The 22,743-nt window shown below is 69.5% G+C and carries 18 protein-coding genes; 10 read left to right on the forward strand and 8 right to left on the reverse strand.

Translation table 11 applies throughout. The features are described 5' to 3' along the window. Positions 1-15: 15 nt before the first annotated feature. Genes ACFYO0_RS36570 through ACFYO0_RS36590 form a run of 5 tightly spaced genes read right to left on the reverse strand, consistent with a single transcriptional unit; the run spans position 16 to position 7,178 of the window. Complete coding sequence (locus ACFYO0_RS36570; protein ID WP_388684951.1) at positions 16-2,952, reverse strand: glycoside hydrolase family 2 TIM barrel-domain containing protein; 2,937 nt, start codon at positions 2,950-2,952, stop codon at positions 16-18. After that, entirely contained in the window at positions 2,952-3,842 is an 891-nt protein-coding gene (locus ACFYO0_RS36575; protein ID WP_388684954.1) for a carbohydrate ABC transporter permease, read from the reverse strand. Before ACFYO0_RS36575 ends, ACFYO0_RS36570 begins: the two co-directional genes overlap by 1 nt. Positions 3,843-3,856: 14 nt before the next feature. Continuing rightward, positions 3,857-4,819 carry a carbohydrate ABC transporter permease gene (locus ACFYO0_RS36580; RefSeq protein ID WP_388684956.1) on the reverse strand — a complete coding sequence of 321 codons (963 nt, stop codon included), beginning with the start codon at positions 4,817-4,819 and terminating at the stop codon, positions 3,857-3,859. Then, complete coding sequence (locus ACFYO0_RS36585) at positions 4,819-6,105, reverse strand: extracellular solute-binding protein (protein WP_388684957.1); 1,287 nt, start codon at positions 6,103-6,105, stop codon at positions 4,819-4,821. The genes ACFYO0_RS36580 and ACFYO0_RS36585 overlap by 1 nt, the downstream gene beginning before the upstream one ends. A gap of 47 nt (positions 6,106-6,152) precedes the next feature. After that, positions 6,153-7,178, reverse strand: coding sequence for a carbohydrate kinase family protein (locus ACFYO0_RS36590; protein ID WP_388684959.1), 1,026 nt, complete (start codon positions 7,176-7,178; stop codon positions 6,153-6,155). 124 nt (positions 7,179-7,302) lie between these two features. Between ACFYO0_RS36590 and ACFYO0_RS36595 the strand changes: the two genes are divergently transcribed. The 4 genes from ACFYO0_RS36595 to ACFYO0_RS36610 all read left to right on the forward strand — a co-directional run bounded on the left by ACFYO0_RS36595 (position 7,303) and on the right by ACFYO0_RS36610 (position 13,582). Continuing rightward, positions 7,303-8,052 carry a DeoR/GlpR family DNA-binding transcription regulator gene (locus tag ACFYO0_RS36595; RefSeq protein WP_344395916.1) on the forward strand — a complete coding sequence of 250 codons (750 nt, stop codon included), beginning with the start codon at positions 7,303-7,305 and terminating at the stop codon, positions 8,050-8,052. 39 nt (positions 8,053-8,091) lie between these two features. Continuing rightward, complete coding sequence (locus tag ACFYO0_RS36600; RefSeq protein ID WP_388684961.1) at positions 8,092-9,432, forward strand: 6-phospho-beta-glucosidase; 1,341 nt, start codon at positions 8,092-8,094, stop codon at positions 9,430-9,432. 62 nt (positions 9,433-9,494) lie between these two features. Further along, entirely contained in the window at positions 9,495-12,542 is a 3,048-nt protein-coding gene (locus ACFYO0_RS36605) for an alpha-mannosidase (RefSeq protein WP_388684964.1), read from the forward strand. A 164-nt stretch (positions 12,543-12,706) separates the two neighbouring features. Beyond that, positions 12,707-13,582 (forward strand): sulfotransferase family protein, encoded by an 876-nt coding sequence (locus tag ACFYO0_RS36610; protein ID WP_388684966.1) that lies wholly within the window; start codon positions 12,707-12,709, stop codon positions 13,580-13,582. Positions 13,583-13,613: 31 nt separating this feature from the next. Here ACFYO0_RS36610 and ACFYO0_RS36615 read toward each other — a convergent pair whose 3' ends face one another. After that, the gene (locus ACFYO0_RS36615; protein ID WP_388684969.1) at positions 13,614-14,771 is read right to left on the reverse strand and encodes an ATP-grasp domain-containing protein; all 1,158 of its coding nucleotides are present in this window, start codon (positions 14,769-14,771) and stop codon (positions 13,614-13,616) included. A 273-nt stretch (positions 14,772-15,044) separates the two neighbouring features. Here ACFYO0_RS36615 and ACFYO0_RS36620 point away from each other — a divergent pair, with 273 nt between their 5' ends. Continuing rightward, positions 15,045-15,731: a 4'-phosphopantetheinyl transferase gene (locus ACFYO0_RS36620; RefSeq protein WP_388684971.1), complete on the forward strand. Its 687-nt coding sequence runs from the start codon at positions 15,045-15,047 to the stop codon at positions 15,729-15,731. A gap of 33 nt (positions 15,732-15,764) precedes the next feature. On the opposite strand, the gene ACFYO0_RS36625 is transcribed toward ACFYO0_RS36620, so the two are convergent. Continuing rightward, entirely contained in the window at positions 15,765-15,995 is a 231-nt protein-coding gene (locus ACFYO0_RS36625; RefSeq protein WP_388684973.1) for a hypothetical protein, read from the reverse strand. Between the two features lie 397 nt (positions 15,996-16,392). Between ACFYO0_RS36625 and ACFYO0_RS36630 the strand changes: the two genes are divergently transcribed. The 5 genes from ACFYO0_RS36630 (at position 16,393) to ACFYO0_RS36650 (ending at position 21,612) form a co-directional block, all read left to right on the forward strand. Beyond that, positions 16,393-17,061, forward strand: a complete 669-nt coding sequence (locus tag ACFYO0_RS36630; RefSeq protein WP_388684975.1) for a hypothetical protein — start codon at positions 16,393-16,395, stop codon at positions 17,059-17,061. Between the two features lie 70 nt (positions 17,062-17,131). After that, on the forward strand, positions 17,132-17,731 hold the full coding sequence (locus tag ACFYO0_RS36635) for a toxin-antitoxin system, toxin component (protein ID WP_388684977.1): 600 nt from the start codon (positions 17,132-17,134) through the stop codon (positions 17,729-17,731). Positions 17,732-17,733: 2 nt separating this feature from the next. Further along, entirely contained in the window at positions 17,734-18,984 is a 1,251-nt protein-coding gene (locus tag ACFYO0_RS36640) for an MAB_1171c family putative transporter (RefSeq protein WP_388684979.1), read from the forward strand. Continuing rightward, positions 18,981-20,159, forward strand: a complete 1,179-nt coding sequence (locus ACFYO0_RS36645; RefSeq protein ID WP_388684982.1) for a DUF6545 domain-containing protein — start codon at positions 18,981-18,983, stop codon at positions 20,157-20,159. The genes ACFYO0_RS36640 and ACFYO0_RS36645 overlap by 4 nt, the downstream gene beginning before the upstream one ends. A 55-nt stretch (positions 20,160-20,214) precedes the next feature. Next, entirely contained in the window at positions 20,215-21,612 is a 1,398-nt protein-coding gene (locus tag ACFYO0_RS36650; RefSeq protein ID WP_388684984.1) for an FAD-dependent oxidoreductase, read from the forward strand. Here ACFYO0_RS36650 and ACFYO0_RS36655 read toward each other — a convergent pair. Beyond that, positions 21,531-22,742 (reverse strand): MAB_1171c family putative transporter, encoded by a 1,212-nt coding sequence (locus tag ACFYO0_RS36655; protein ID WP_388684985.1) that lies wholly within the window; start codon positions 22,740-22,742, stop codon positions 21,531-21,533. The two genes, ACFYO0_RS36650 and ACFYO0_RS36655, sit on opposite strands and share 82 nt — an antisense overlap. Position 22,743 lies beyond the last annotated feature (1 nt).

Genomic DNA, 22,743 nt, shown 5'->3' on the forward strand with positions numbered 1-22,743 from the left:
TGGGACGGTGTGGCGTCAGGGCACGCGCAGGGTCCAGATCCAGCGGTGGATGCCCGGCGCGATGAGGTACTGGGACGAGGTGTCGGGCCCGCAGGAGGCGGTGCCCAGGCCGCGGTGTGCGGCGTCCAGGTGCACGACACAGCCGGGCCGGGGCACCAGCTCGTCGTGGTGTGCGGCGGCGGTCAGGTCCTCCGCGCGATGGCGAGTGGCCGAGACCTGGCTCGGCGCCCCGAGTTCCACGGTCAGTCGCGTGGCGTCCGGAGCCGACAAAGCGAACCGGCGTACGCCGTGCCGGCCGCCGCTCTCCTGCGGCCGCAGATACGGCGTGAACAGCTCGTCCACGGCGAGCGAGTGGTGCCCGACGGGCGCGCCCGCGCTCCGGTCCGGATAGGACTCCCAGGGGCCCTGCCCGTGCCACTCCAGGAGATCGAACCCGGCAATCGTCTCGAAGACCGTGCCGACGCGCGCCACATCGTCCAGCGTGTCCGGCAGCTCGGCTGTCTCCTCGATCCGCAGACCGCCCGCCACCGGCGTGATCAGCTGCTCGTGGCGTACGGTCCCGCCCCCGGTCGCGTACTCGGCGACCACGGTCACCCCGGCGCCCTCACGGCGTACGTCCACGACCTTGCGTATGAGGGCGTCCAGACCCCAGTCGCGCCAGCGGGCCGCCATGCCGCCGATCTCGTCGTTGTCGGTGGGGGCGCGCCACAGGCTCAGGACGGGTGGCGAGGCCAGCATCGGGTGGACCAGCAGCCCCTCGTCGTCCACTTCCGCCGACGGACCGGCCGCCGGCACCGGCGCAGCGGTGGTCTCCGTGCTGCCGAGCCGGACCTGTGGCAGACACACCTCCGTACCGCGCGGCGCCCAGGCCTCGTCGCCCGCCGTGGTGACCCGCAGTGTCAGCCAGGCCTCGCTCTCGGGGGACTCGGGAAGCGGGAACGGTAGGGGCACCGCGGCCGACTCACGGGGCAGTACGTCGGGCAGTTCGGCCGGCGTGCACAGCGTTGTCGGAGGATCGCCGTCCGCGCGTACGAGATGCCACTCGGCGGTCAGCCACTCCAGAGTGCGGAAGTGTTGCCGGTTGTGGACCAGGAGCACTCCCTGGTCGTACGTCAGCCGGACCGGTGCCGCGATCTCCCGGTGCTCGTACATCGCCGGCTTGGGCGTGCGGTCCGGGAACACCACGCCGTCGGCGATGAACGCCCCGTCGTGGATCGTCTCGCCGAAGTCACCGCCGTACGCCCAGCGATGGCCCGGCGCGGCGACACCGTTGTCGTACAGGCCGACGCCCGCGCGTCCGGCCGGTCTGCCGTCGTTCACACGCTGGAGGATGCCGTGGTCCCAGAACTCCCAGATGAAACCGCCCTGAAGACCCGGGGTTGACTCGATGGCGGCCCAGTGATCGGCGAGTGTGCCGTTGCTGTTGCCCATCGCGTGCGAGTACTCGCACTGGATGAGCGGCTTGGTCTGCTTCCCGGACAGGGCGTGTGCGACACAGTCCTCGATCGGGGCGTACATCGGGCAGACGATGTCCGAGGCGACCGTCTCGTCGGACCAGTCGAGCTTGGCCGCACCCTCGTACTGAAGGGGACGGGTGGGGTCGTGCCGACGCACCCAGCCGGCCGCCGCGTCGTGGTTCGCGCCGTAGTCCGACTCGTTGCCCAGCGACCAGATGATGACGGACGGGTGGTTCTTGTCGCGCAGCACCATGCGCGAGACCCGGTCCACGAAGGCGGCCAGATAGCGGGGGTCGTCGGCGATCTCGTGGGCGTGGTCGTGGGACTCGATGTTCGCCTCGTCGACGACGTAGAAGCCGAGTTCGTCGGCGAGGTCGAGGAGGGTCGGGTCGTTCGGGTAGTGCGCGGTACGGATCGCGTTGAAGCCGAAGCGCTTCATGACGACCAGGTCCGCGCGCATGTCGTCCGCCGTGACCGTGCGTCCGGTCAGCGGGTGGAAGTCGTGCCGGTTCACGCCCCGGATGAGGACTCGCTCGCCGTTGACCAGCAGATCCCGGCCGCGGATCTCGACGTCACGGAAGCCGACCCGGTGGTGCGAGGTGTCGGCCACCGAGCCGTCGGCGCGGTGCAGCCGTACCGTCAGCTCGTACAGCTCGGGTGTCTCGGCTGTCCACGGGCGTACGTTCCGTACGGTCGTCCGCAGCCGGGCCTCGCCGAGGAAGTCGGACACCCGCATGTCGTCGGCGTTGAGACGGTCGAACTCGGTGTCCTGGGCGAGGAGTTGATGACCCTCGAGCGCTCCCGTGACGTACCAGCCCTCCGGCAACGCGCCTGACGCGTTCCGCACCTGGCAGTCCACCCGAAGCCGCCCGTCCCGCCGGGCCTGGACGGTCACATCCCCGAGATGCAGCGCATCCGTCGCGTACAGCAGCACCGACCGCGTGATCCCTGCGTGCCACCACTGGTCCTGGTCCTCGATGTGCGAGGCGTCCGACCACTTGATCACGGTGAGCCGCAGCGTGGCGGAACCCCCGGGGCGGACGACGTCGGAAAGGTCGAACTCGGCGGCGAGGTGGGAGTCCTTGGAGATGCCGGCCGGATGGCCGTTCACATGGACGAGGAGCACGCTCTCGGCCGCGCCCACCTGGAGCACGATCCGCCGGCCCGCCCACTCGGCGGGGATGTCCACGGAACGTTCGTACACGCCCGTCGGATTGGCGGTGGGCGAGGTCGGCGGGAACTCGCCCCACGGCATACGGAAGTTGGTGTACTGCGGGAGGTCGCCGACGTCCTGCAGCGTCCAGGCGCCGGGCACATCGATCCGCGTCCACTCGCCCGAGGAGGCGCCGGGAGCGGGCACCAGCTGGAAGTGCCAGGAGCCGTCCAGGGACAGCGCGTCGTTCCTGCGGTCCACGGCGTTCATCGGCAGCCGGCCCCAGGAGATCACCTCGGGTGACTCCCAGGGGCGCAGCGCGATCAGGGGATCGCGGCGCATCAGCGGATCGCTCCCTTGCCGAGGTCGGCGATGATCTGCTTGGCGCCGATCGCGAAGACGATCAGCAGCGGGATCAGGGCCAGTACGGCACCGGTCATGACCATCCCGTAGTCCGTGGTGCCGTGGACGCCGTTGAGCTGGGAGAGGGCGACCTGGAGGGTCACGTTGTCCGGGTTGGTGAGGGCGATCAACGGCCAGGCGTAGTCGTTCCACTGGCCCATGAACGTGAAGATCCCGAGGAAGGCCAGGCCCGGCCGGACGACCGGCAGCGCCACATGCCAGTACTGGCGCATGAAACCGGCACCGTCGAGCCTCGATGCATCCATCAGCTCGTCATGGATCGCGCTCTTCATGTACTGGCGCATCCAGAAGATGCCGAACGCGTTGGCCGCCGCCGGGACGATCAGCGAGGTCATCGAGCCGATCCAGCCGAGGTTCGCCATGATCACGAACTGGGGGATGGCCTGGAGCTGGGCCGGGACCATGAAGATCGCCATCATCAGCGCGAACAGCATCCCGCGGCCCGGGAACTGGAACTTGGCGAAGACGAACGCGGCCAGCGAGTCGAAGAACAGCACGAGGAACGTCACCGAGGTGGCGACGAGCAGCGAGTTGAACATCGACCCGAAGAAATCGATGCTGTCGAACAGCTTGCCGATGTTGTCGTCGAACTGCGAGCCGGGCAGCAGCTTCGGCGGGTAGGAGAAGATGTCGGTCGACGTGTGCGTCGACATGATCACGGCCCAGTAGAACGGGAAGGCCGAGAGCAGTACGCCGACGATCAGGGACGTGTGGAGGGCGATGCCCCTGCGCCGGGTGCCCTCGATGAGCTTGGGCTTCGTGGACTTGACGGGCTCGGCCTCGGTGGGCCTGGCTTCGGTGGTTGCCATGGTGACCGGCCTGCCTATTCTTCGCCCCGGCGCTGCACCAGGCGCCAGTTGATGATCGAGAAGAGAACGACGACGAGGAAGATGCCCCACGCCACGGCGGCGCCGTAGCCGAAGTCGTTGTTGTCGAAGGTCTGCTGGAAGAAGTAGAGGACCATCGTCCGGCCCGCGTGGTCGGGACCGCCGGAGAACGTCGACTCGTTGGCCGTGGTCTGCAGCAGCACCTGAGGTTCGGAGAAGCTCTGCAGTCCGGTGACCGTCGAGATGACGAGCACGAACAGCAGAACGGGCCGCATCAGCGGCAGCGTGATCCGGAAGAAGGTCTGCACGGGCCCGGCCCCGTCGACGCGGGCGGCCTCGTACAGCTCGCTCGGGATCGTCTGGAGACCGGCGAGGAAGATGATCGCGTTGTAGCCGGTCCACTGCCAGGTCATCAGGGTGGCGATGGCGACCTTGATGCCCCACGGAGTGTTGAGCCAGGCCACCTGGTCGAGACCGACCGCCTGCAACAGGGCGTTCACCAGGCCGAAGTTGGTGGAGAACACCGAGCCGAAGATGATCGCCACGGCCACGACCGAGGTGACGTTCGGCAGGAAGTACGCGAAGCGGTAGAGGTTCCTGAAGCGGACCGCCGAGTTGAGCATCACGGCCGTGACCATCGCCAGGAAGATCATGGGGAAGGTGGCCAGCGCCCAGATGATGATCGTGTTGCCGATCGAGCTCCAGAAGTCGCTGTCGCTCAGCAGATAGCGGTACTGCGAGAGTCCCGCCCACTCCATCGAGCCGAGGCCGTCCCAGCGGTGGAATGACAGGTACAGAGAGAAGCCGACCGGTATCAGGCCGAAGACCAGGAAGAGCAGATAGAAGGGGGAGAGTGCGACATACAGCCGCCAGTAGCTGAGGATGCCCTTCTTGGGATGCTCGGGCGGGGTCTCCACGACGGCCGCGGGGGGCTTTGCGACCACGGGTGCGGTGGCCATCAGACTGTCACCCCCAGGTGCTCCGCGATGCGCCGGCAATCGCTCATGGCGTCACTCCAGGCTTTCTTCGGGTCCTTGCCGAGGACGCCGACGTTCTTGATCTCGTCCCTGATGGGCTGCCCGAGCGCGATGTCGAACGGGCTGTTGAAGGCGACCGGGATCTTCTCCGCGGCCGGTCCGTAGACGTCCATCGTGATCTGGCCGCCGAAGAACGGGTCGGGCTCGCGCAGCTTCGTCATCTCGTAGGAGGCGGGGGTCGACGGGAAGAGTCCGGCCTCGACGAAGCCCTGCGCCTGGTTGTCGGCGTTGAGCATCCAGCTGATGATCTCGAAGGCCCGCTCCGGCTCCCGGCACGGCTTGGTGATCGCCAGGAACGAGCCGCCCACGTTGGAAGGGCCGCCCGGACAGTTCGCGACCCGCCACTTGCCCTTGGTCTTCGGTACTTCGAGCTTGAGGTCGCCCGCGGCCCAGGAGGCGTTCAGCTGGCTGGGCAGCAGCCCCCGCTCCTTGGCCGAGATCGAGTCGGGCGTGCCGCTGACGATGCTGGAGACGAGCCCGCGGCGCTTGGCCTCCACCGCGCGGTCCCAGCAGACACGTACATGCTCCTGGTCGCCGATGAAGTTCTCGTCCTCGTCGACGAACCGCTGGGTGCCCTGCCCGATCGACATCTCGAAGACGCTGCCGACGTCGGTCAGCATGAACGCTCCGCGGACGCGCTGCTTGAGCTGCTCACCCGCCGCGAAGAACTGGTCCCAGGTGGCCATCTCCCTGGAGACGTCCTCCGGTTCGTACGGCAGCCCGGCTCTCTCGAAGACGGCCGGCTGGTAGTAGTGCACGACCGGTCCCACATCGATGGGGAAGCCGATGAGGCTGCCGTCCGGGGCGATGGCCTGCTGCCACTTCCAGTCCAGGTACTGACTCTTGAGGCGGTCCGCGCCGAGCGTCCTCAGGTCTACGAACTGGTCGGCGTTCGGCAGGTACGACGCCATGTCCTCGCCCTTGAGCCCCACGATGTCGGGGATGTGGGCCCGGCCGGTCATCGTGGTGAGCAGCTTGGACCGGTAGTAGCCGCCGATCTGGGTGGCCTTGAGGTTCACGGCGCTGTCGTAACGGGCCCGGGCCTGCTTGACGACGGTCTCGCTCAGGCCGCCGCTCCAGTACCACAGGACCATGTTCCGGCCGGTCGAACCGGTCGGAACGGAGCAGCCCGTGGCCAGGCCGCCGAGCGCCGTGGCGGCCGTACCGGCCAGCCCGGCGCGGAGCAGGCCCCTTCGTGAGAGCCGCACAGCTCCCACCGCCTTTCGCATGTGTTCGTTCTTCGCGTGGGGGGATTTCAGTACTGCCGTGTGGGGACGGGCGGGGTCACCGGGGCATGCGGGACCGCAGGGCCCGGGTCCGCCGGCAGGCGGTCGGCCAGGAAGCCGTACGCACGCCGCAGTTCCGGGTCCTCGACGGTCTGCCACCACTCGTGGATCCCGTACCAGCCGGGCGCGGCCAGGGCCCCGCCGTGATGGCGTACGGAGAGCCCGGCGGCCAGCACCGCGAAACGCAGGCGCTCTTCGAGGGGCCAGCCGCCGAGGGAGGCCGCGACGAAACTGGCGCCGAAGACGTCTCCGGCGCCGGTCGCGTCGAGGACGTCGACGTCGAGGGCGGGGACATCGGCGTACTCACCCGTGGTCTGGTCGACGGCGACCGCACCGTCGCGGCCCCGCGTGACCACGGCCACCGGCACCAGCTCGGAGAGCTTGCCGAGCGCGGCGGCAGCTGTGCCGGTGCGGGTGTAGGCCATCGCCTCGGTGTCGTTGGGCAGGAAGGCATGGCACAGGGAGAGCTGGTCGAGGAGGTCGGAGGACCACTGCTGGGTGGGGTCCCAGCCGACGTCCGCGTAGATGTGCGTTCCGTTCGCCGCCGCCTTGGCGATCCAGGCGCGGGGCTCGGCCTCGATGTGCACGAGAGCGGTGCGCGCGGCGGGCGGGTCGCCCATCAGGGCGTCCTGCGAGTACGGGGGTTCCTGGCCGTGGGTGACCAGGGCCCGGTCATGACCGTGAGCCAGCGCGACGGTGACCGGGGTGTGCCAGCCGGCCGCCGTACGGGAGAGCGAGAGGTCGACGTGCTCCTGGTCCGCCAGGACATCACGGCAGTACGCGCCGTAGTAGTCGTCCCCGAAGACCGTGGCCAGGGTGGTGTTCAGGCCATACCGGGCCGCCGCCACGGCCAGGTTCGCGATCCCGCCCGGACCGGCGCCCATCCCTGCGGTCCAGATCTCCTCGCCGGGAGTCGGAGGCTTGCCCAGACCGGTCAGGACGAGGTCGTAGAAGAGCAGCCCGGTCAGCAGGACATCGGGCCGTTCGTCACCCACGCGTACTTCCTCTCGTCAAAAGTCTTCAATGTGCACAGGATCGTGCGCGCTTCCGGCCAATTTGGCAATAGTCGAGCAGAAGCAAGCATAGAAATGATTGAAGATGACGAGTACTGTTCACGGCGTGCTGGCAGAACGACGACACCAACTCATCCTGCGGTCCCTGCGCTCCGGCGGGCCCGCCGCCGTGACCGACCTCTCGGAACAGCTGGGCGTGAGCCCCGCCACCATCCGTCGTGACTTGGTCAAACTCGAAGAGGACGGCCTGCTCACGCGGGTACACGGCGGGGCCGTCGCCGAGGAGGGCGACCAGCCCTTCGCCGAGGTCGCGGAGATGCGCGTACCCGAGAAGGATGCCATCGCCGAGCGGGCCGCGGCGATGATCGAGGACGGCCAGTCCGTGCTGCTCGACATCGGCACCACCGCTTACCGCCTGGCCCGGCAGCTGCACGGACGGCGGATCACCGTGATCACCAGCAACCTGGTGGTCTACGAGGAGCTCGTGGACGACGAGGGCATCGAACTGGTGCTGCTCGGCGGCATGGTCCGCCGCGAGTACCGCTCCCTGGTCGGCTTCCTCACCGAGGACAACCTGCGCCAGCTGCGCGCGGACTGGCTCTTCCTGGGCACCAGTGGAGTGCGCCCCGGTGGGCAGGTGATGGACACGACGGTCGTCGAGGTCCCGGTGAAGCGCGCCATGATCGCGGCGGCCGACAAGGTCGTGCTGCTCGCGGACCGGGCCAAGTTCCCGGGTACGGGGATGGCGAAGGTCTGCGGACCCGAGGACCTCGACGTGGTCGTGACCAACGGGCCGGCGGACGCCGGAACCAGTTCCGCACTCGAGGAGGCGGGCGTACGCGTGGTGCAGACATGAGCCGTGTGGTGCGGACATGAACGTGGAAAGGGTTGTTGCGTGAAGCTGACGATTCTGGGTGGCGGCGGATTCCGCGTGCCACTCGTGTACGGGGCGCTCCTCGGAGACCGCGCCGAGGGCCGCGTCACCGACGTCGTGCTGCACGACCTCGACGCGGGGCGGCTCTCGGCCGTCGCCCGCGTGCTCACCGAGCAGGCGGCCGGCGTCCCGGGCGCGCCCGCCGTGACCGCCACCACCGACCTCGACGAGGCGCTGCGCGGCGCCGACTTCGTCTTCTCCGCGATCCGGGTCGGCGGCCTCGAGGGCCGCGCGGCCGACGAGCGGGTCGCCCTCGACCAGGGCGTCCTCGGCCAGGAGACGGTCGGCGCGGGCGGTATCGCCTACGGACTGCGGACGGTGCCCGTCGCCGTCGACATCGCGCGGCGCGTGGCCCGGCTCGCCCCCGACGCCTGGGTGATCAACTTCACCAACCCGGCAGGCCTTGTCACCGAGGCCATGTCCCGGCATCTCGGGAACCGCGTGATCGGCATCTGCGACTCGCCGGTCGGTCTCGGCCGCCGTATCGCCCGCGTTCTCGGCGTCGCGAATCCGCGTGAGGCGTGGATCGACTACGTCGGCCTCAACCACCTCGGCTGGGTCCGCGGCCTGCGCGTCGCCGGACGCGACGAGCTGCCGCGGCTGCTCGCCGACCCGGATCTGCTCGGCTCCTTCGAGGAGGGCAAGCTCTTCGGCACCGAGTGGCTCCGCTCATTGGGCGCGATTCCGAACGAGTACCTGCACTACTACTACTTCAACCGGGAAGCCGTACGCGCCTACCAGGACGCCGAGAAGACCCGCGGCGCCTTCCTGCGCGACCAGCAGGCCGGTTTCTACGAAGCGATGAAGCGCCCCGACGCCGAGGCCCTAAAGACCTGGGACAGCACCCGGGCCGAGCGGGAAGCCACGTACATGTCCGAGAACCGGGACGCGGCGGGCGCCGGCGAGCGCGACGCCGACGACCTGTCCGGCGGCTACGAGAAGGTGGCCCTCGCCCTGATGCGGGCCATCGCCCGCGACGAGCGCACCACTCTGATCCTCAACGTCCGGAACCAGGGCACGCTGTCCGTGCTGGACACGGACGCCGTCATCGAGGTGCCCTGCCTCGTCGACGCCAATGGCGCGCATCCCGTCGCCGTCGATCCGCTCCCGGACCACGCGACCGGTCTGGTGTGCGCGGTGAAGGCGGTCGAGCGCGAGGTGCTCGCCGCGGCCGAGTCCGGCTCCCGTACGACCGCGGTGAAGGCCTTCGCCCTGCACCCGCTGGTCGACTCCGTGAACGTCGCCCGTCGTCTCGTCGAGGGCTACACCGCCGCCCATCCCGGACTCGCGTACCTGAAGTAGAGATCTCGAGCCTTGGGTAGAGCCCTGAGGCCTGAAGCAGAGCCCCCCGAGGAGACCCGCACATGCATGACGAACGCCGCCGGATCGAGGAGCGTGTCCAGCGCGTCCACGACCAGCGCATCAAGACCGCGATCTACGCCGCCTCCGTGCCCTTCGAGGTCGAGGCCTGGCAGGCGCCGGGGGAGCCCGTCCCCTTCGAGGAGGCGGCGTCGGCCTCGTACGCGCCCTTCGCGATGGACACCCCCTGGGGCCCGCCGTGGGGGACGACCTGGTTCCGGATGCGCGGGCAGGTTCCCGCCGAGTGGGCCGGCAAGCGCGTCGAGGCCGTCATCGACCTCGGGTTCATCGGTGACTGGCCCGGCAACCAGGCCGAGGCGCTCGTCCACCTCGCCGACGGCACGCCGCTCAAGGCCGTCAACCCGCTCAACCAGTACGTGCCCATCGGCAACCCGGCAGCGGGCGGCGAGGAGATCCACTACCTCGTCGAGGCCGCCTCCAACCCGGACATCCTCGCCGACAACTTCTCGCGCCCGACCGCCATGGGCGATGTGCTGACCGCCGGCGACAAGCCGATCTACACTTTCCAGCGCGCCGACCTCGCCGTCCTCGACGAGGACGTGTTCCATCTCGACCTGGATCTCCAGGTGCTGCGCGAACTGATGGTCCACCTCGAAGAGCACGATCCGCGGCGCCACGAGATCCTGCACACCCTGGACCGGGCCATGGACACCGTGGACCTGGACGACGTCTCCGGCAGCGCCGCCGCGGTCCGCGAGGTGCTCGCCCCCGCCCTGGCCAAGCCCGCGCACGCCAGCGCCCACACCGTCTCCGGCGTCGGCCACGCGCACATCGACTCCGCCTGGCTGTGGCCCATCCGCGAGACCAAGCGCAAGACCTCCCGCACCTTCTCGAACGTCACGGCACTGGCCGACGAGTACGAGGACTTCATCTTCGCCTGCTCGCAGGCCCAGCAGTACGAGTGGGTGCGCGACAACTACCCGCAGGTGTGGGCCCGCATCCAGGAGTCCGTGAAGAAGGGCCAGTGGGCGCCCGTCGGCGGCATGTGGGTCGAGGCCGACGGCAACCTGCCCGGCGGTGAGGCGCTCGCCCGCCAGCTCGTCCACGGCAAGAAGTTCTTCATGGAGCACTTCGGCGTCGAGACCAAGGGCGTGTGGCTGCCGGACTCCTTCGGCTACACCGCCGCCTATCCGCAGCTCGCCAAGCTGGCGGGCAACGACTGGTTCCTGACCCAGAAGATCTCCTGGAACCAGACGAACAAGTTCCCCCACCACACCTTCTGGTGGGAGGGCATCGACGGCACCCGCATCTTCACCCACTTCCCGCCGGTCGACACCTACAACGCCCGGTTCAGCGGCGAGGAGATGGCCCGCGCCGTGCGCAACTACCAGGAGAAGGGCGGCGGTACGCGCTCCCTCGCGCCCTTCGGCTGGGGCGACGGCGGTGGCGGCCCCACCCGCGAGATCATGGAACGCGCCCGGCGGCTCGCGGACCTGGAGGGCTCCGCGAAGGTCGTCGTGGAGCATCCCGACAAGTTCTTCGCGGACGCCCGCGAGGAGTACCCCGACGCCCCCGTCTGGGTCGGCGAGCTCTACCTCGAGCTGCACCGCGCCACCTACACCTCCCAGGCCCGCACCAAGCAGGGCAACCGTCGCAGCGAACACCTCCTGCGCGAGGCCGAGTTGTGGGCGACCACCGCCGCCCTGAACGCGCCGGGCTACTCGTACCCGTACGAAAAGCTCGACCGCCTCTGGAAGACAGTGCTGTTGCACCAGTTCCACGACATCCTGCCGGGCTCGTCGATCGCCTGGGTGCACCGGGAGGCGGAGGCGGAGTACGCGCGGGTCGCCGAGGAGATCCAGGCTCTCACCGCCGAGGCCGTGGCGGCGCTCGGCTCGGGAGAGACGCGGGTGTTCAACACCAGCCCCTGCGACCGCGCAGAGGTCGTCCGCACCTCGGTCGGCGTACCGATGTACACCGAGGTTCCCGCCAACGGAAGCGCACCGCTCGGATCGGGCCGATCCCCGCAGCCGGTCACGGTCACCGGCCGCGTCCTCGACAACGGCCTCGTCCGCGTAGAGGTCGCCGAAGACGGCACGCTGTCCTCCGTACGGGACCTACGGGCCGACCGCGAAGTCCTCGCCGGCGAGGGAAACTTGCTCCGGCTCCACACCGACCTCCCGAACTACTGGGACGCCTGGGACATCGACAAGCACTACAAGAACCGCTACACGGACCTGCTCGACGCAGAAGCCGTCACGGTCGTCGAGGAGGACCCGCTCCTCGGCGCCATCCGCGTCGAGCGCGCCTTCGGCAAGGGCTCACGCATCACGCAGACCATCACCGTCCGCGCGGGCAGCCCCCGTATCGACATCGAGACGGAGATCGACTGGCACGAGACGGAGAAGATCCTCAAGGCGGCCTTCCCGGTGGACATCAGGGCCGCGCACTCCTCCGCCGAGATCCAGTTCGGCCACATCCAGCGCCCCACGCACACCAACACCAGCTGGGAGTCGGCCCGTTTCGAGGTGTGCAACCACCGCTGGGTGCACATCGGCGAACCCGGCTACGGCGTCGCGGTCATCAACGACTCCACCTACGGCCACGACGTCTCCCGCACGGTCCGCGAGGACGGCGGTACGACCACCACGGTCCGCCTCAGCCTGGTCCGCGCCCCTCGCATCCCGGACCCCGAGGCCGACCAGGGCAAGCACCGCTTCACCTACGCGCTGCTGCCCGGCGCGACCATCGAGGACACGGTCGCGGAGGGCTACGCGCTCAACCTGCCGCTGCGGGTGGCCGATTCGGCCGGTGCGGCCGAGCCGGTCGTGAGCGTCGAGGGTGCAGGCGTGACCGTCGAAGCGGTCAAGCTCGCCGACGACGAGTCGGGCGACGTCGTCGTACGCCTCTACGAGTCCCGTGGCGGACGTGCCCAGGGCACCCTGCGCACCGGCTTCCCCCTGGCCGGAGCCCAGGTCACCGACCTCCTGGAGCGGCCCCTCGCCGAGGCGGCCGTGGACGGCGGCGCTGTCGCGGTGTCGCTGCGCCCCTTCGAGGTGCAGACCCTGCGGCTGTCACGGCGGAATGACTGACCCCGTTTTCCACCAAGAATTAAGAATCGGGTAAGAGGCCTGGTCACGGCGGGTTTTCGGCCCGCCGTGACCACGGCCTGTTGCCTGTACGACACCTGAAGTTCGCCCGGTACCCCTGGGATGGCGCGGCAAGGCGAAGGTAAGAGAAAAAGAGGGGTGTCACCGTGCGGGACCCACGTATCTCGGCGATCCGCAAAGGGCTGAAGCGCCGCGGCAGACTGATGGCCCAGGCGGTGAGCCCGCCCCGCCGGAGCCTCGACGCCATGCCCGCGCAGCGGGCCCCGAAGGGTGTGTACGTCGCCCCGCCCGCCCCGCGCCTGGTCGACTCCCCGGTCTTCGTCCTGTCCTCGGTGCGCTCCGGCTCGACCCTGCTGCGCGTCCTGCTGAACAGCCACTCCCGGATCCGCGCCCCGCACGAGATGCATCTGCGCACCCTCCACGTCCACCTGGCCCGTGACTTCACGGCCGACGCCATGAAGGCGCTGGAGCTGGACAAGGACGAGCTGGAACACGTCCTGTGGGACCGCGTGCTCCATCTGGAGCTCACCCGCAGCGGCAAGGAGATCATCGTCGACAAGACCCCGCCGAACACCCTCATCTGGCCCCGGCTGCAACGATGTTGGCCGGACGCCCGCTACATCGTCCTGCTCCGCCACCCGGGCGCGGTCGTCACCTCCCTCACCAATCGTCGCGCCGACCCGGACCATGAACAGATCCGCCGCGAGGTCCTCGACTACAGCGAGAAGCTGGACGACGCCCGCCAGAAGCTCACCGGCGCCCATGTGATCACGTACGAGGAGCTCACCGCGGACCCCGAGACCGTCACCCGGGGCCTGTGCGACTACCTCAAGGTCCCCTGGGAGCCGGGGATGCTCGAGTACGGCAAGAAGGACCACGGCACCTTCCGCCCCCAGCTCGGCGACTGGAGCGAGACCATCAAGTCGGGTCGCATCCAGTCGGCCCGCCCGGCCGACCCGCAGGCCGAACTGCCGCCGCGACTGGTCGAGTTGGCGCGTGAGTGGGGATACCCGGTCGACTGACCGGGCACGACGGCCGTCCGGGCGAGAGCGATCAGGCGGGGGTGGGAGTGGCGGCCGGCTCCTCGCCCACTCGCGACTTCGCTCGAGCGGAGGGACCCCCATCGGGGGCGGGGACGGCCGGCAGGGGAGTGGGCCGGCGGTCCTCCGGCTGCGGCTGCGGTACCGACACCGCACGCACCGGGCGAGGCCCCGCGACCACCGCGTAGTCCCGGCCCAGGAACGGCGGAACCAGCTCGCCCGGGTCCTCGCCGAGCGCCAACCGCACCGCCGCCCATGGGGCGTTGAGGCCGCACTGGGAGAGCTGGTGCAGACCGCCGGCCGGGCGCGTGTTGACGTCCAGGAGCACCGGCTGGTCCCCATACATACGGAACTGCACGTTCGTGAGGTAGTGCAGAGAGAAGGCCCGGGCGACGTGCCGCGCCGGCTCGATGAAGGACGGCTGCAGTGTGAAGCCGCGCCGACGGCCGTTCTTGGTCCGGCCCACCGCCATCCGCACCCGCCCGTCCGGCCCCGTCAGACAGTCGACGGACACCTCCGGCTCCTCCAGACGCGGCATCACCAGCCAGTCGACGGGTGCGTCGGCCTGGCGCAGGGCGTCGACGACGAGGTTCAGCGGCACATACGGGCTGGGGAAGCCGCCCAGGTGCATGAGTGAGAAGGGGGCGCGCGTGATGATGCGGAAGCCGACTCCGCCCGCCCCCGCCGCCGGCTTGAAGCAGGCCTTGTGGCCGTCCGCCTCCAAGGCGTCCACCGCCGCGACGAGTTCGTCCTCGGTACGCACCCGCCACCATGGCGGCACCGGCACCCCGAGCGCCTGCACAGCCTCGTACGCCGTCACCTTGTCGTGGAAGGTCGCCACGGCCTCGGGGGGCGGCGCCAGCAGGGCCGTACCGACAGCGGCGAACTCCTCGCGATGCGCGGCGACCGCCGCCTGGTGCAGCACCGGAACGAACACGTCGATCGAGTGCCGGGCGCACTGATCGAGGGCGTACTCGACGTACGCGGCCGGGGACAGCCCCTCCGGTTCCAGCGCCGCCGTGTCGGCGGCGGCCAGGATGGGGGAGTCGGGGTCGCCGTGCGTCGCATGGATCTCGACCGGACGGCCGCTGGGATTCTCCCGCAGCTGATCCATGAAGAACACGTTCTCCGCGTACGTGCGGTTGAGCCAGACGCGTACGCGAGAGACCATTCAGGCCGCCTTTCACGGTTAGCGGGCACGGCGAAGCAGGCCGAGCCCGGCCAAGGAGTTTGGAGGTACACAAAACCGCCGTTCGGAAACGGTGAGCGCGCGGTTGTGTACGGCCGATCATAGGGGGTCCGGGACATGATCGCTGCTACGTCCGTGTTACGGATTACGTCCGTCCTGGTACGGCCTTTCGCTGCGGTGCGGCATCCTGCTCACCCCGGGGACCGGCACCCCTGGGTACGCTGCTTCGCATTCTGCCGATGGAGGTTGGATCCAGTGATCGAGGAGTTGCTCCCGGACTCGGTCGTGACCGTGGAGGCACACGGCTACGAGCCCGCCGCGGGCGCGACGCTCTATCCCGAGGAGCAGGCGCTGATCGCGCGGGCCGTGGAGAAGCGACGCCGCGAGTTCACCGTCGCACGCACCTGTGCCCGGCGTGCGATGGAGAAGCTCGGCGTTCCCCCGCAGGCCGTACTGACCGGTGACCGCGGGGCGCCGCAGTGGCCCGCCGGACTGATCGGCAGCATGACGCACTGCGAGGGCTACGTCGCCGCGGCGCTGGCCCGCGCCACCGACCTGGCCTCTCTCGGTATCGACGCGGAGCCCCACCTGCCGCTCCCGGACGACGTGTTGCCCAGCGTGTCCCTGCCCGCCGAGGAAAGCCGGCTGCGCGAGCTCGCCGCCGACCACCCCGCGGTCCACTGGGACCGACTCCTGTTCAGTGCCAAGGAGTCGGTCTACAAGGCGTGGTTCCCCCTCACCGGCAAGTGGCTGGACTTCACGGAGGCGGACATACAGGTCGGCCTGACCTCCGGGCACACCACGTCGGGTGTCTTCCGTGCCCGGCTCCTGGTGCCGGGCCCGGTGGTGGACGGCCACCGTGTCGACCACTTCGACGGGCGCTGGACGGTGGGCCAGGGGCTTGTGGCGACCGCGGTCAGCGTTGCATACGACGCTGACTGATCCCGTTTCTGCTCGGCGCCCGGCCGGGGATCGTCACGGCTGAGGGCCCCAGGCGTGCAGCAGGCGGAAGAACGCCTCCTCGTTGCCCGCGAGGCCTGCCGCCTCCAGTGCACGCTCGGCCTCCGCGAGGGCGGCGGGCGGCACGACGACGGGGCGGGGCGCCGTGCCGGGCGGGCCGTCCAGCGCGGCTCGTACCGTGTGCAACAGGCGCAGATAGGCCTGCACGGCGGTGCGTTCGTGATCGGTCAGTACGGCGGTCGGCATCGGACGACTCTCCCGGTTCGGCTCGGCTCTGCGTTCACGCGCCGTCGCACAGCGGTGGCGCTGGGTCCAGCTTGCCGTCCACCACTGACAATCGGTCCGCGGCCGCGCACACCTGAACGGTGCGCGGCCGCAGACCACGGCGCTCGGTGCACCCTCCCCCGCCGGGGCACACACGAGCCTCGCGCCCGAGTGACGGCGATTCAGCCGTCACCGCGGCACGAAGACCGGTCTTCACGCCGTGTCATGATCCTGCAGGCCATCGGGAGAGATGTCAACTGGAGTAGCCACCTGTGACTATTTCAGTGTCTTCTCGGTGGTCGGCAGGCCTGGCAGCGGCTATCGTGCGGAACATCAACTCGTGGTTCGCACCACCCACCTGACTTCAGGAGACGTGCCGGTGAGAGATCCGCTCAGTGCGCTCGCCGAGACCCTGAGCCGGCTCGACGCCCTCCTCGCGGAGGGGCAGAGCCGTGATGACGTGCTCGACGTGGAACGGCTCTCGGTCGACAGCGGCGTCCCCCGGGACGTCATCGCGACACTCCTGGACGGCAAGGAGCCCCCCGCGGAGGACGTCACCGACCGGATCATCCGCCGCTTCGAGCATCTGCGGGAAACGCGACGCCGCGATGACGGGCACCGGCACTCGTACGGGGAGATCGCCGCCTCCTTCGGCGCGTCCCGGGCCTCGCTGTCCAACCTCGTCAACAGCCGGAAGAAGACGCAGGAAGAAGAAGGGGCGGAGCCGCGCACGGTCCGCTCCGGTGGTCCACTGGCGGCCACCCAGGCCGGGATCGAGGAGTTCTTCTTCGGCGCGCCCAACGGCTGGTTGTCCGCCGAGCCCGCCTCCGCCCTCGACGACGCCCTCCAGCCCGTACTGGCCGAGTTGCGCGAGGCTGCCGGCGAAGACCCGCTGGCCAGACTTCGGCACGCGCACGGGCTGCGCCGGATCGCCCACCGGGCCGCCGAACTGAGCGACGCCGAACAGGAGTTGGTCGCCGACTGGATCGACACGATCCTTCGGCGCCGAGAGCGCGACAAGGGGGATGAGGGTCCGGAAACCTGGTAGGCCTGGCAGTGGGCCCGGACGTCTGGAATATTTGCCGGTCGGAGTCCGGCATGTGAGGAGTAGTCAGTCGATGCGTCGCCTTGTCACGCGGCTGGTCGGAGAATTCCAGGCCGAGAAGGAGATGCGTCAATTCATCGACCGTCTGACCGGCGAACTGAGGGCAGGCGGACGGGAACTGACCATTCCCACGGACCCCGATGAACTGTTCGCCGCGTTGATCGAAGTCCTCAGCGAGATCCGGGGACGCAAGGTCGTGCTTCTCAAAGAGGAGTTCCCGCACCGGACAGCGACCGGCCTGTGGCTCGACCTGCCGGACGAGGACCTCATCCTCGTCGACCAGCGCGCGACCGCACTGCACCAGCTCGCGATCCTCTTCCACGAGATCTGGCACATGATCAAGGGCGACTGCGGCCACCACGTCGCCGGCGCCACGGTGGCGGCCCGGATGCTGGACCAGCGGGCCGATCTCCGTCATCTCCAGCCGACCGTCGTGCGGGTGGCCGCCCGGTCCGTGTTCGACGAACGGGTCGAGCAGGACGCCGAGACCTTCGCGTTGAAAGCGGTGACCCATTTCCGGGTCTGGCTGGAGGGGAAGCCGGAGAACACGGACCGCGCCCAGATCGCGGGACGGATCGGTGCGTCACTGGGCAGCCGTCGGCCACAGGTCTGAGCATGGACGCCTCCGCCTACTACTACATACCCGCATTCGTCTGCTGGGCGGGACTGGGACTGAAGCTGCCCGGCCTGCTCGATTCACGGCGCGACCCATTGATCCGAGCCGTCTGCTGGGTGATCTTCCTGGGCGGCGCCGGCTTCTTCCTCGCCGCTCCCCGCACCGTCGCCGGGATCAACGAAGCGACGGGCATCGCGAACTTCTCCGCCGCGCTGGTGTACGCGACGGTGAGCGCCTACAGCGCCAGCTGCCTGCTGCTGATCATCCACTGGCGTGGCGGGCCCGACGCGTACGTGCGCCGCCTCACCCGGCGCTGGACGGCCGGCTATGCCGTACTGATCGCCGTACTGATCACCCTGTTCGTGCTGGGTGAGGCACCCAGCGAGCGGATCACCGACTTCGACACGCACTACGCCACGACGCCGTGGATCGGGCCGATGGTCGTGCTGTACCTGCTCGGCCATATGACGGCCGCCGTCGCCACCACCGTTCTGTGCCGGCGCTGGGCGCGGGAGGTCCACGGCTGGCTTCGCGCCGGACTGTGGCTGCTCGTCCTCGGCTGGCTGCTCAACATTTCCTTCAGCGGCCTCAAGCTCACCGCGGTGATCGCGCGGTGGACCGGCCGGGACTGGGACATACTGAGCACGATTCTCGCGCCCCGCCTCGTGGGCCTGGCGGCCGCCGCCGCCACCGCCGGCTTCACCCTGCCGCTCCTCGGCCCGTGGGTGACGGCCGTCTGGCGTGCCGTGACGACATGGTGGCGGCTCGGCCCGCTGTGGCGGGAACTCGCCGGCACCCGTCCCGGCAGTCCGCTCGCCGGTCCCATTCCCTGGTACTCGTCGCCGTTCATCCAACTCACCCGACGCGAGGCCGGAATCGAGGACGGGCTGCGACTGATCCGTCCCCACCTCGATGACCACGTCCGCTCACGCGCGCACTCTGCAGCCTGTGCCGCGGGCCACAGCGACGGCACTGCCGCCCGCATCGGCCACGCGGCGATGATCGCCACGGCTGTGCACGCCTGCCGGCGTGCCGGACCGGTCGCACCGGCGGGCCTCCTGGAGCCCACGGAGAACGGCGAGTACGCCGAGCGCACTGAGAACGCCGCGAACGCCGAACTCCCCGTGACACGCTCGTCCTTGATCGGTATCGCGCACGCCCTGCGAACGTCCCGCATCGTGGCGGCAGCCCGGGCAGCCGCCGCTGCGGCCACCCCCGCCGCAGACGACGAAAGAACCCCCATTCGGTGAGCAGCGGCATAGTTTTCTACATCCCCGGCTTCCTTCTCCTGCTGGCCGCCGTGCTGAAGCTCTCGGCCGGAAGGCCGCTGTGGCGTGACCCTCTGGTGGCGTCGACCGGTCTGATCCTGCTGATCGGCTCGCTCGTCTGCATCCTGTCCGCCCCGCCCACCATCCGCTTCGTCAACGACGTCACCGGCGTCGCCAACTTCAGCGCTCCACTGGTGTACGCGGGCCTGACCGCACTGAGCGCGGGCTACCTGGTCCTGATGATCAACTGGGAGGGCGGATCACCGGAGCGGAGGCGGCGTGCCTCCCTGCTCGTGATGGGCGTCTACGGGCTGGTCGTCGCGGGCATCTGGGTCCTGTTCGCCCTGGCCGACGTTCCCGTGGAACGCGCCCGTGACCTCGACACGTACTACGCCAACACGCCCTACATGCGCGAGATGATCGTCCTGTATCTCGTCGCGCACACGGCTGCCACCGTCGCCCTCATGGTCATGAGCGTGCGATGGCTGCGGGAGGTAAGCGGCATGATCCGCCGCGGGCTGACGCTGATCATCGTCGGCCTGTTCTTCGACGGGTGCTATCAGTCCGTGAAGTACGCGGCGATGGCTGCCCGTTGGCTGGGGAGGGACTGGGATGTCCTGTCCACCGTGGTCTCGCCTCCGCTGGTCATGCTGGCCGGCATCACCTGTGCCTGCGGCTTCGCCCTGCCCCGGATCGGGCCTCCGCTGGTGAACAACGCCCGCGCCTGGAGGCGCTACCGGCAGCTGTTGCCCCTGTCTGCGGAACTGCGCACGCTGCGTGCGCCGGCCACGGGGGTCATCCGCTGGTGGGATCCCCCGGTGAGGCGCCTGGCACGCCAGGAGATCTCCATCTGGGACGGCGTCCTCGCCTGCTCGCCCTACCTCGACGACCAGGTGCGGGCGGCGGCGTACGACAGAGCCCTCGCGACTCTCGCCGTCGATCAGGCCGAGGTGGTGGCCGAAGCGGCGATGCTCGCGGCGGCCCGTGTGCAGGCGTTGCGCAAGGGCAGCGCGGGCATGCCATCGAACGTGGGAACGCTGCGGTCGATATCGACACCCCATCAGATGGTGGGCCTCGCACAGGCGTTGGCATCGTCCCCGATCGTGGCGGAAGCCCGACGGCAGTCCACCCAGCGGGCGAACGCCGACCATGGCTGACTTCGGGAGCAGCACGTATCAACAGGTATTGGAGCTACAGAAGGAGTGGCCGACCATGTCTGACAGAACTGCCCCTCGTCGCACCGCAGTTGTGGTCGGAGGGGGAATGACGGGCATGCTCGCCGCCGCCGTACTCGCCGAGCACGCCGACGTCACCATCGTCGAACGCGACCTGTTGCCGGACGGCCCTCAGCCGCGCAAGGGGCTGCCGCAGGCCCGCCATGCCCATTTGTTCTGGTCCGGCGGTGTCAAGGCACTCGAGGAGATCCTGCCGGGCGTCAGCGGTCGACTCGTCGAGCGCGGCGCCCGCAGAGCCCGCGTCATGACCGACCTGGTGTCCCGGGTTCCGTCGGGCCAGTGGTTCCGGCGGTTCACCCATGCCCGGCACAGCTTCCTCGTGGGCACCCGTGACCTGCTCGATGCCGTGATCCGTGCCGACGTGCTGCCGGACCGGCGGATCACCCTGCTGCAACAGGCCGAACTGCTGGGCCTGGAAGGCAGCGCGGACCGTGTGACAGGAGTGCGCATACGCGAGGCGGACTCGGAGCGCACCCTGCCCGCCGACCTGGTCATCGACGCGAGCGGGCGCGCCAGCCGCGCTCCCCACTGGCTGGGGGACCTGGGTCTGCCGCCCGTCCATGAGCGCACGGTCGATGCCGGAATCGGCTACGCCAGCCGGATCTACCGCCCGCCGGCCGGCGCCGTCGACTATCCGATCGTCAACGTCCAGGCCGAGTCCCAAGCCAACCCGGCGCGGGGCGGCGTCATCGTCCCGGTCGAAGGCGGCCGATGGCTGGTGACCCTGTCCGGCAGCCGCGGCGGCCGACCCACCAGCGACAACGACGAGTTCGTGCCCTTCGCCCTGAAGCTGGCCCACCCCATCATCGGCGAACTCCTCACCAGGGCCGAACCCGAGACCGACGTCGTCACCACGCGCAGCACCGCCAACAAGCGCCGTTACTACGAGAAGGCCGCCCGCTGGCCCGATGGCTTCGCCGTCCTCGGTGACGCCGTCGCCGGCTACAACCCCGTCTACGGGCACGGAATGAGCGCGTCGGCCCAGAGCGTCCTCGCTCTGCGCGGCGTCCTGCGCGAGCAGGAACTCACCGCACCCGGCACGGCACGACGCATCCAGAAGGCCGCGGCCCGGCCCGTCGACAACGCGTGGAGCCTGGCCGTGGGCCAGGACGTGTTCCGGCCGGGCGCCAGCGAGCAGCCGCCCACCCGGCTGGAGAAGACCCTCGCCGCCTTCGTCGACAAAGCCGCCGACGCCGGCTCGCGCAATCCCCACGCCATGCAGATCCTGCTGGACGTGATGAGCATGGAAAAGGACCCGACCCGGCTGTTCCGGCCCGACATGCTCGCCCTGGTCTATCTCGGCCGGAAGAAGCCCCGGTTGAGCGGACCTCCGCTGACCGAGAAGGAAGCGGCGGTCGCGACGACGGGGGACTGACGCAGGGCCAGGGACATCCGCACCAGGTCGCGGGGTGCTTCGGCGGACGCGGGTGGCGTGTCGTCCGCTGTCGCCGAGGTGATGACCCTGCCCTCCGGGTCGGCGGCCCTCGCTCGTACCGCCGCCGTCACCATCGCCGCGTCGGCCTCCGCCCGCGCCTGGACGGGATCGGAGCCCGCGGCCACGGCAGCTTCGTAGGCGCCCGCCCGGATCTCCGCGTCGAAGTACGGGTACAGGGCGAGCATGCCGTCATGGATGTCGGACTCCCGCTGGGTCACTTGGAGTTCGGCGGGCGACCACCACGAGATCCGTACGGCACGGTCCTTGGGCGGCGCGAGGGGCCTCAACTCGCGCCACAGCGGCCCGAGTCGGCGATAGGTGGACCAAGTGCTCCAGAGGTCCCCGATGCGCTGGCCGGCCGGCGGAAGGCAGAAGCCGAGCGCGTTGAGCTGCATCCCGGCGGAGGCCATCGCGGGCGCCACGTAGGTGCTCAGGTCGTCCAGGTCCTGGCCGTTCCACCGGGCGACCACCGCGATGAACTTGGTGACGGCGTAGGGCATGTTGAACAGGAAGCCGAGCGCGATCACCAGCAGCCCGGCCCGCAGCCAGCCGCGTACCTGAAGGGCCCAGCGCCAGCACATGACGTCCATCGCGACGCCCGCGACGGTGAGGGACACGAGGTAGAGCACGATCATCTCGCGGATGAACGGCGTGTTGGCGTAGTACGTGTCGAAGTCCCGCAGCCGTTCATCCGGAGCGCCCCCGAGGACGAACAGCACGACGAGCGCCACGATCACCACGCCGTACCCGGTGATCCAGCGGCGGGTGGCCCGCCGGGTCGCCTCCGGCGGACCGCCGCGCCAGTTGATGATCACTACCAGACAGGCGGCGCTGAGGGCGCTCAGCAGACCGTAGACGAGCGGCGCCGAGACGTTCGAGATGCCGGTGAGGCGGTTGACCTCGGCGATCGTCGGCGGGGCGGCGAAGAAGAACACCAGGCCCGACAGGGCGATCAACGTGCACACGGAACGCTGCAGCGGATCGTGCCAGGAGCGCAGCAACGCGGGTGTCTTGATGGCGAGCGCGATCGCCATCGCGAGAGCCGGTATGTAGTAGCCGGAGTCATCCATG

Origin of the sequence: Streptomyces sp. NPDC006365, from assembly GCF_042870755.1 — a bacterium.
Taxonomy (GTDB): domain Bacteria; phylum Actinomycetota; class Actinomycetes; order Streptomycetales; family Streptomycetaceae; genus Streptomyces; species Streptomyces xiangluensis.

Excerpts from the sequence above, each read along its gene's own strand:
- ACFYO0_RS36570 (WP_388684951.1), bottom strand. The coding sequence starts at position 2,952 with ATGCGCCGCGATCCCCTGATCGCGCTGCGCCCCTGGGAGTCACCCGAG.
- ACFYO0_RS36575 (WP_388684954.1), bottom strand. The coding sequence starts at position 3,842 with ATGGCAACCACCGAAGCCAGGCCCACCGAGGCCGAGCCCGTCAAGTCC.
- ACFYO0_RS36580 (WP_388684956.1), bottom strand. The coding sequence starts at position 4,819 with ATGGCCACCGCACCCGTGGTCGCAAAGCCCCCCGCGGCCGTCGTGGAG.
- ACFYO0_RS36605 (WP_388684964.1), top strand. The coding sequence starts at position 9,495 with ATGCATGACGAACGCCGCCGGATCGAGGAGCGTGTCCAGCGCGTCCAC.
- ACFYO0_RS36615 (WP_388684969.1), bottom strand. The coding sequence starts at position 14,771 with ATGGTCTCTCGCGTACGCGTCTGGCTCAACCGCACGTACGCGGAGAAC.
- ACFYO0_RS36625 (WP_388684973.1), bottom strand. The coding sequence starts at position 15,995 with ATGCCGACCGCCGTACTGACCGATCACGAACGCACCGCCGTGCAGGCC.
- ACFYO0_RS36635 (WP_388684977.1), top strand. The coding sequence starts at position 17,132 with ATGCGTCGCCTTGTCACGCGGCTGGTCGGAGAATTCCAGGCCGAGAAG.
- ACFYO0_RS36640 (WP_388684979.1), top strand. The coding sequence starts at position 17,734 with ATGGACGCCTCCGCCTACTACTACATACCCGCATTCGTCTGCTGGGCG.
- ACFYO0_RS36650 (WP_388684984.1), top strand. The coding sequence starts at position 20,215 with ATGTCTGACAGAACTGCCCCTCGTCGCACCGCAGTTGTGGTCGGAGGG.
- ACFYO0_RS36655 (WP_388684985.1), bottom strand. The coding sequence starts at position 22,742 with ATGGATGACTCCGGCTACTACATACCGGCTCTCGCGATGGCGATCGCG.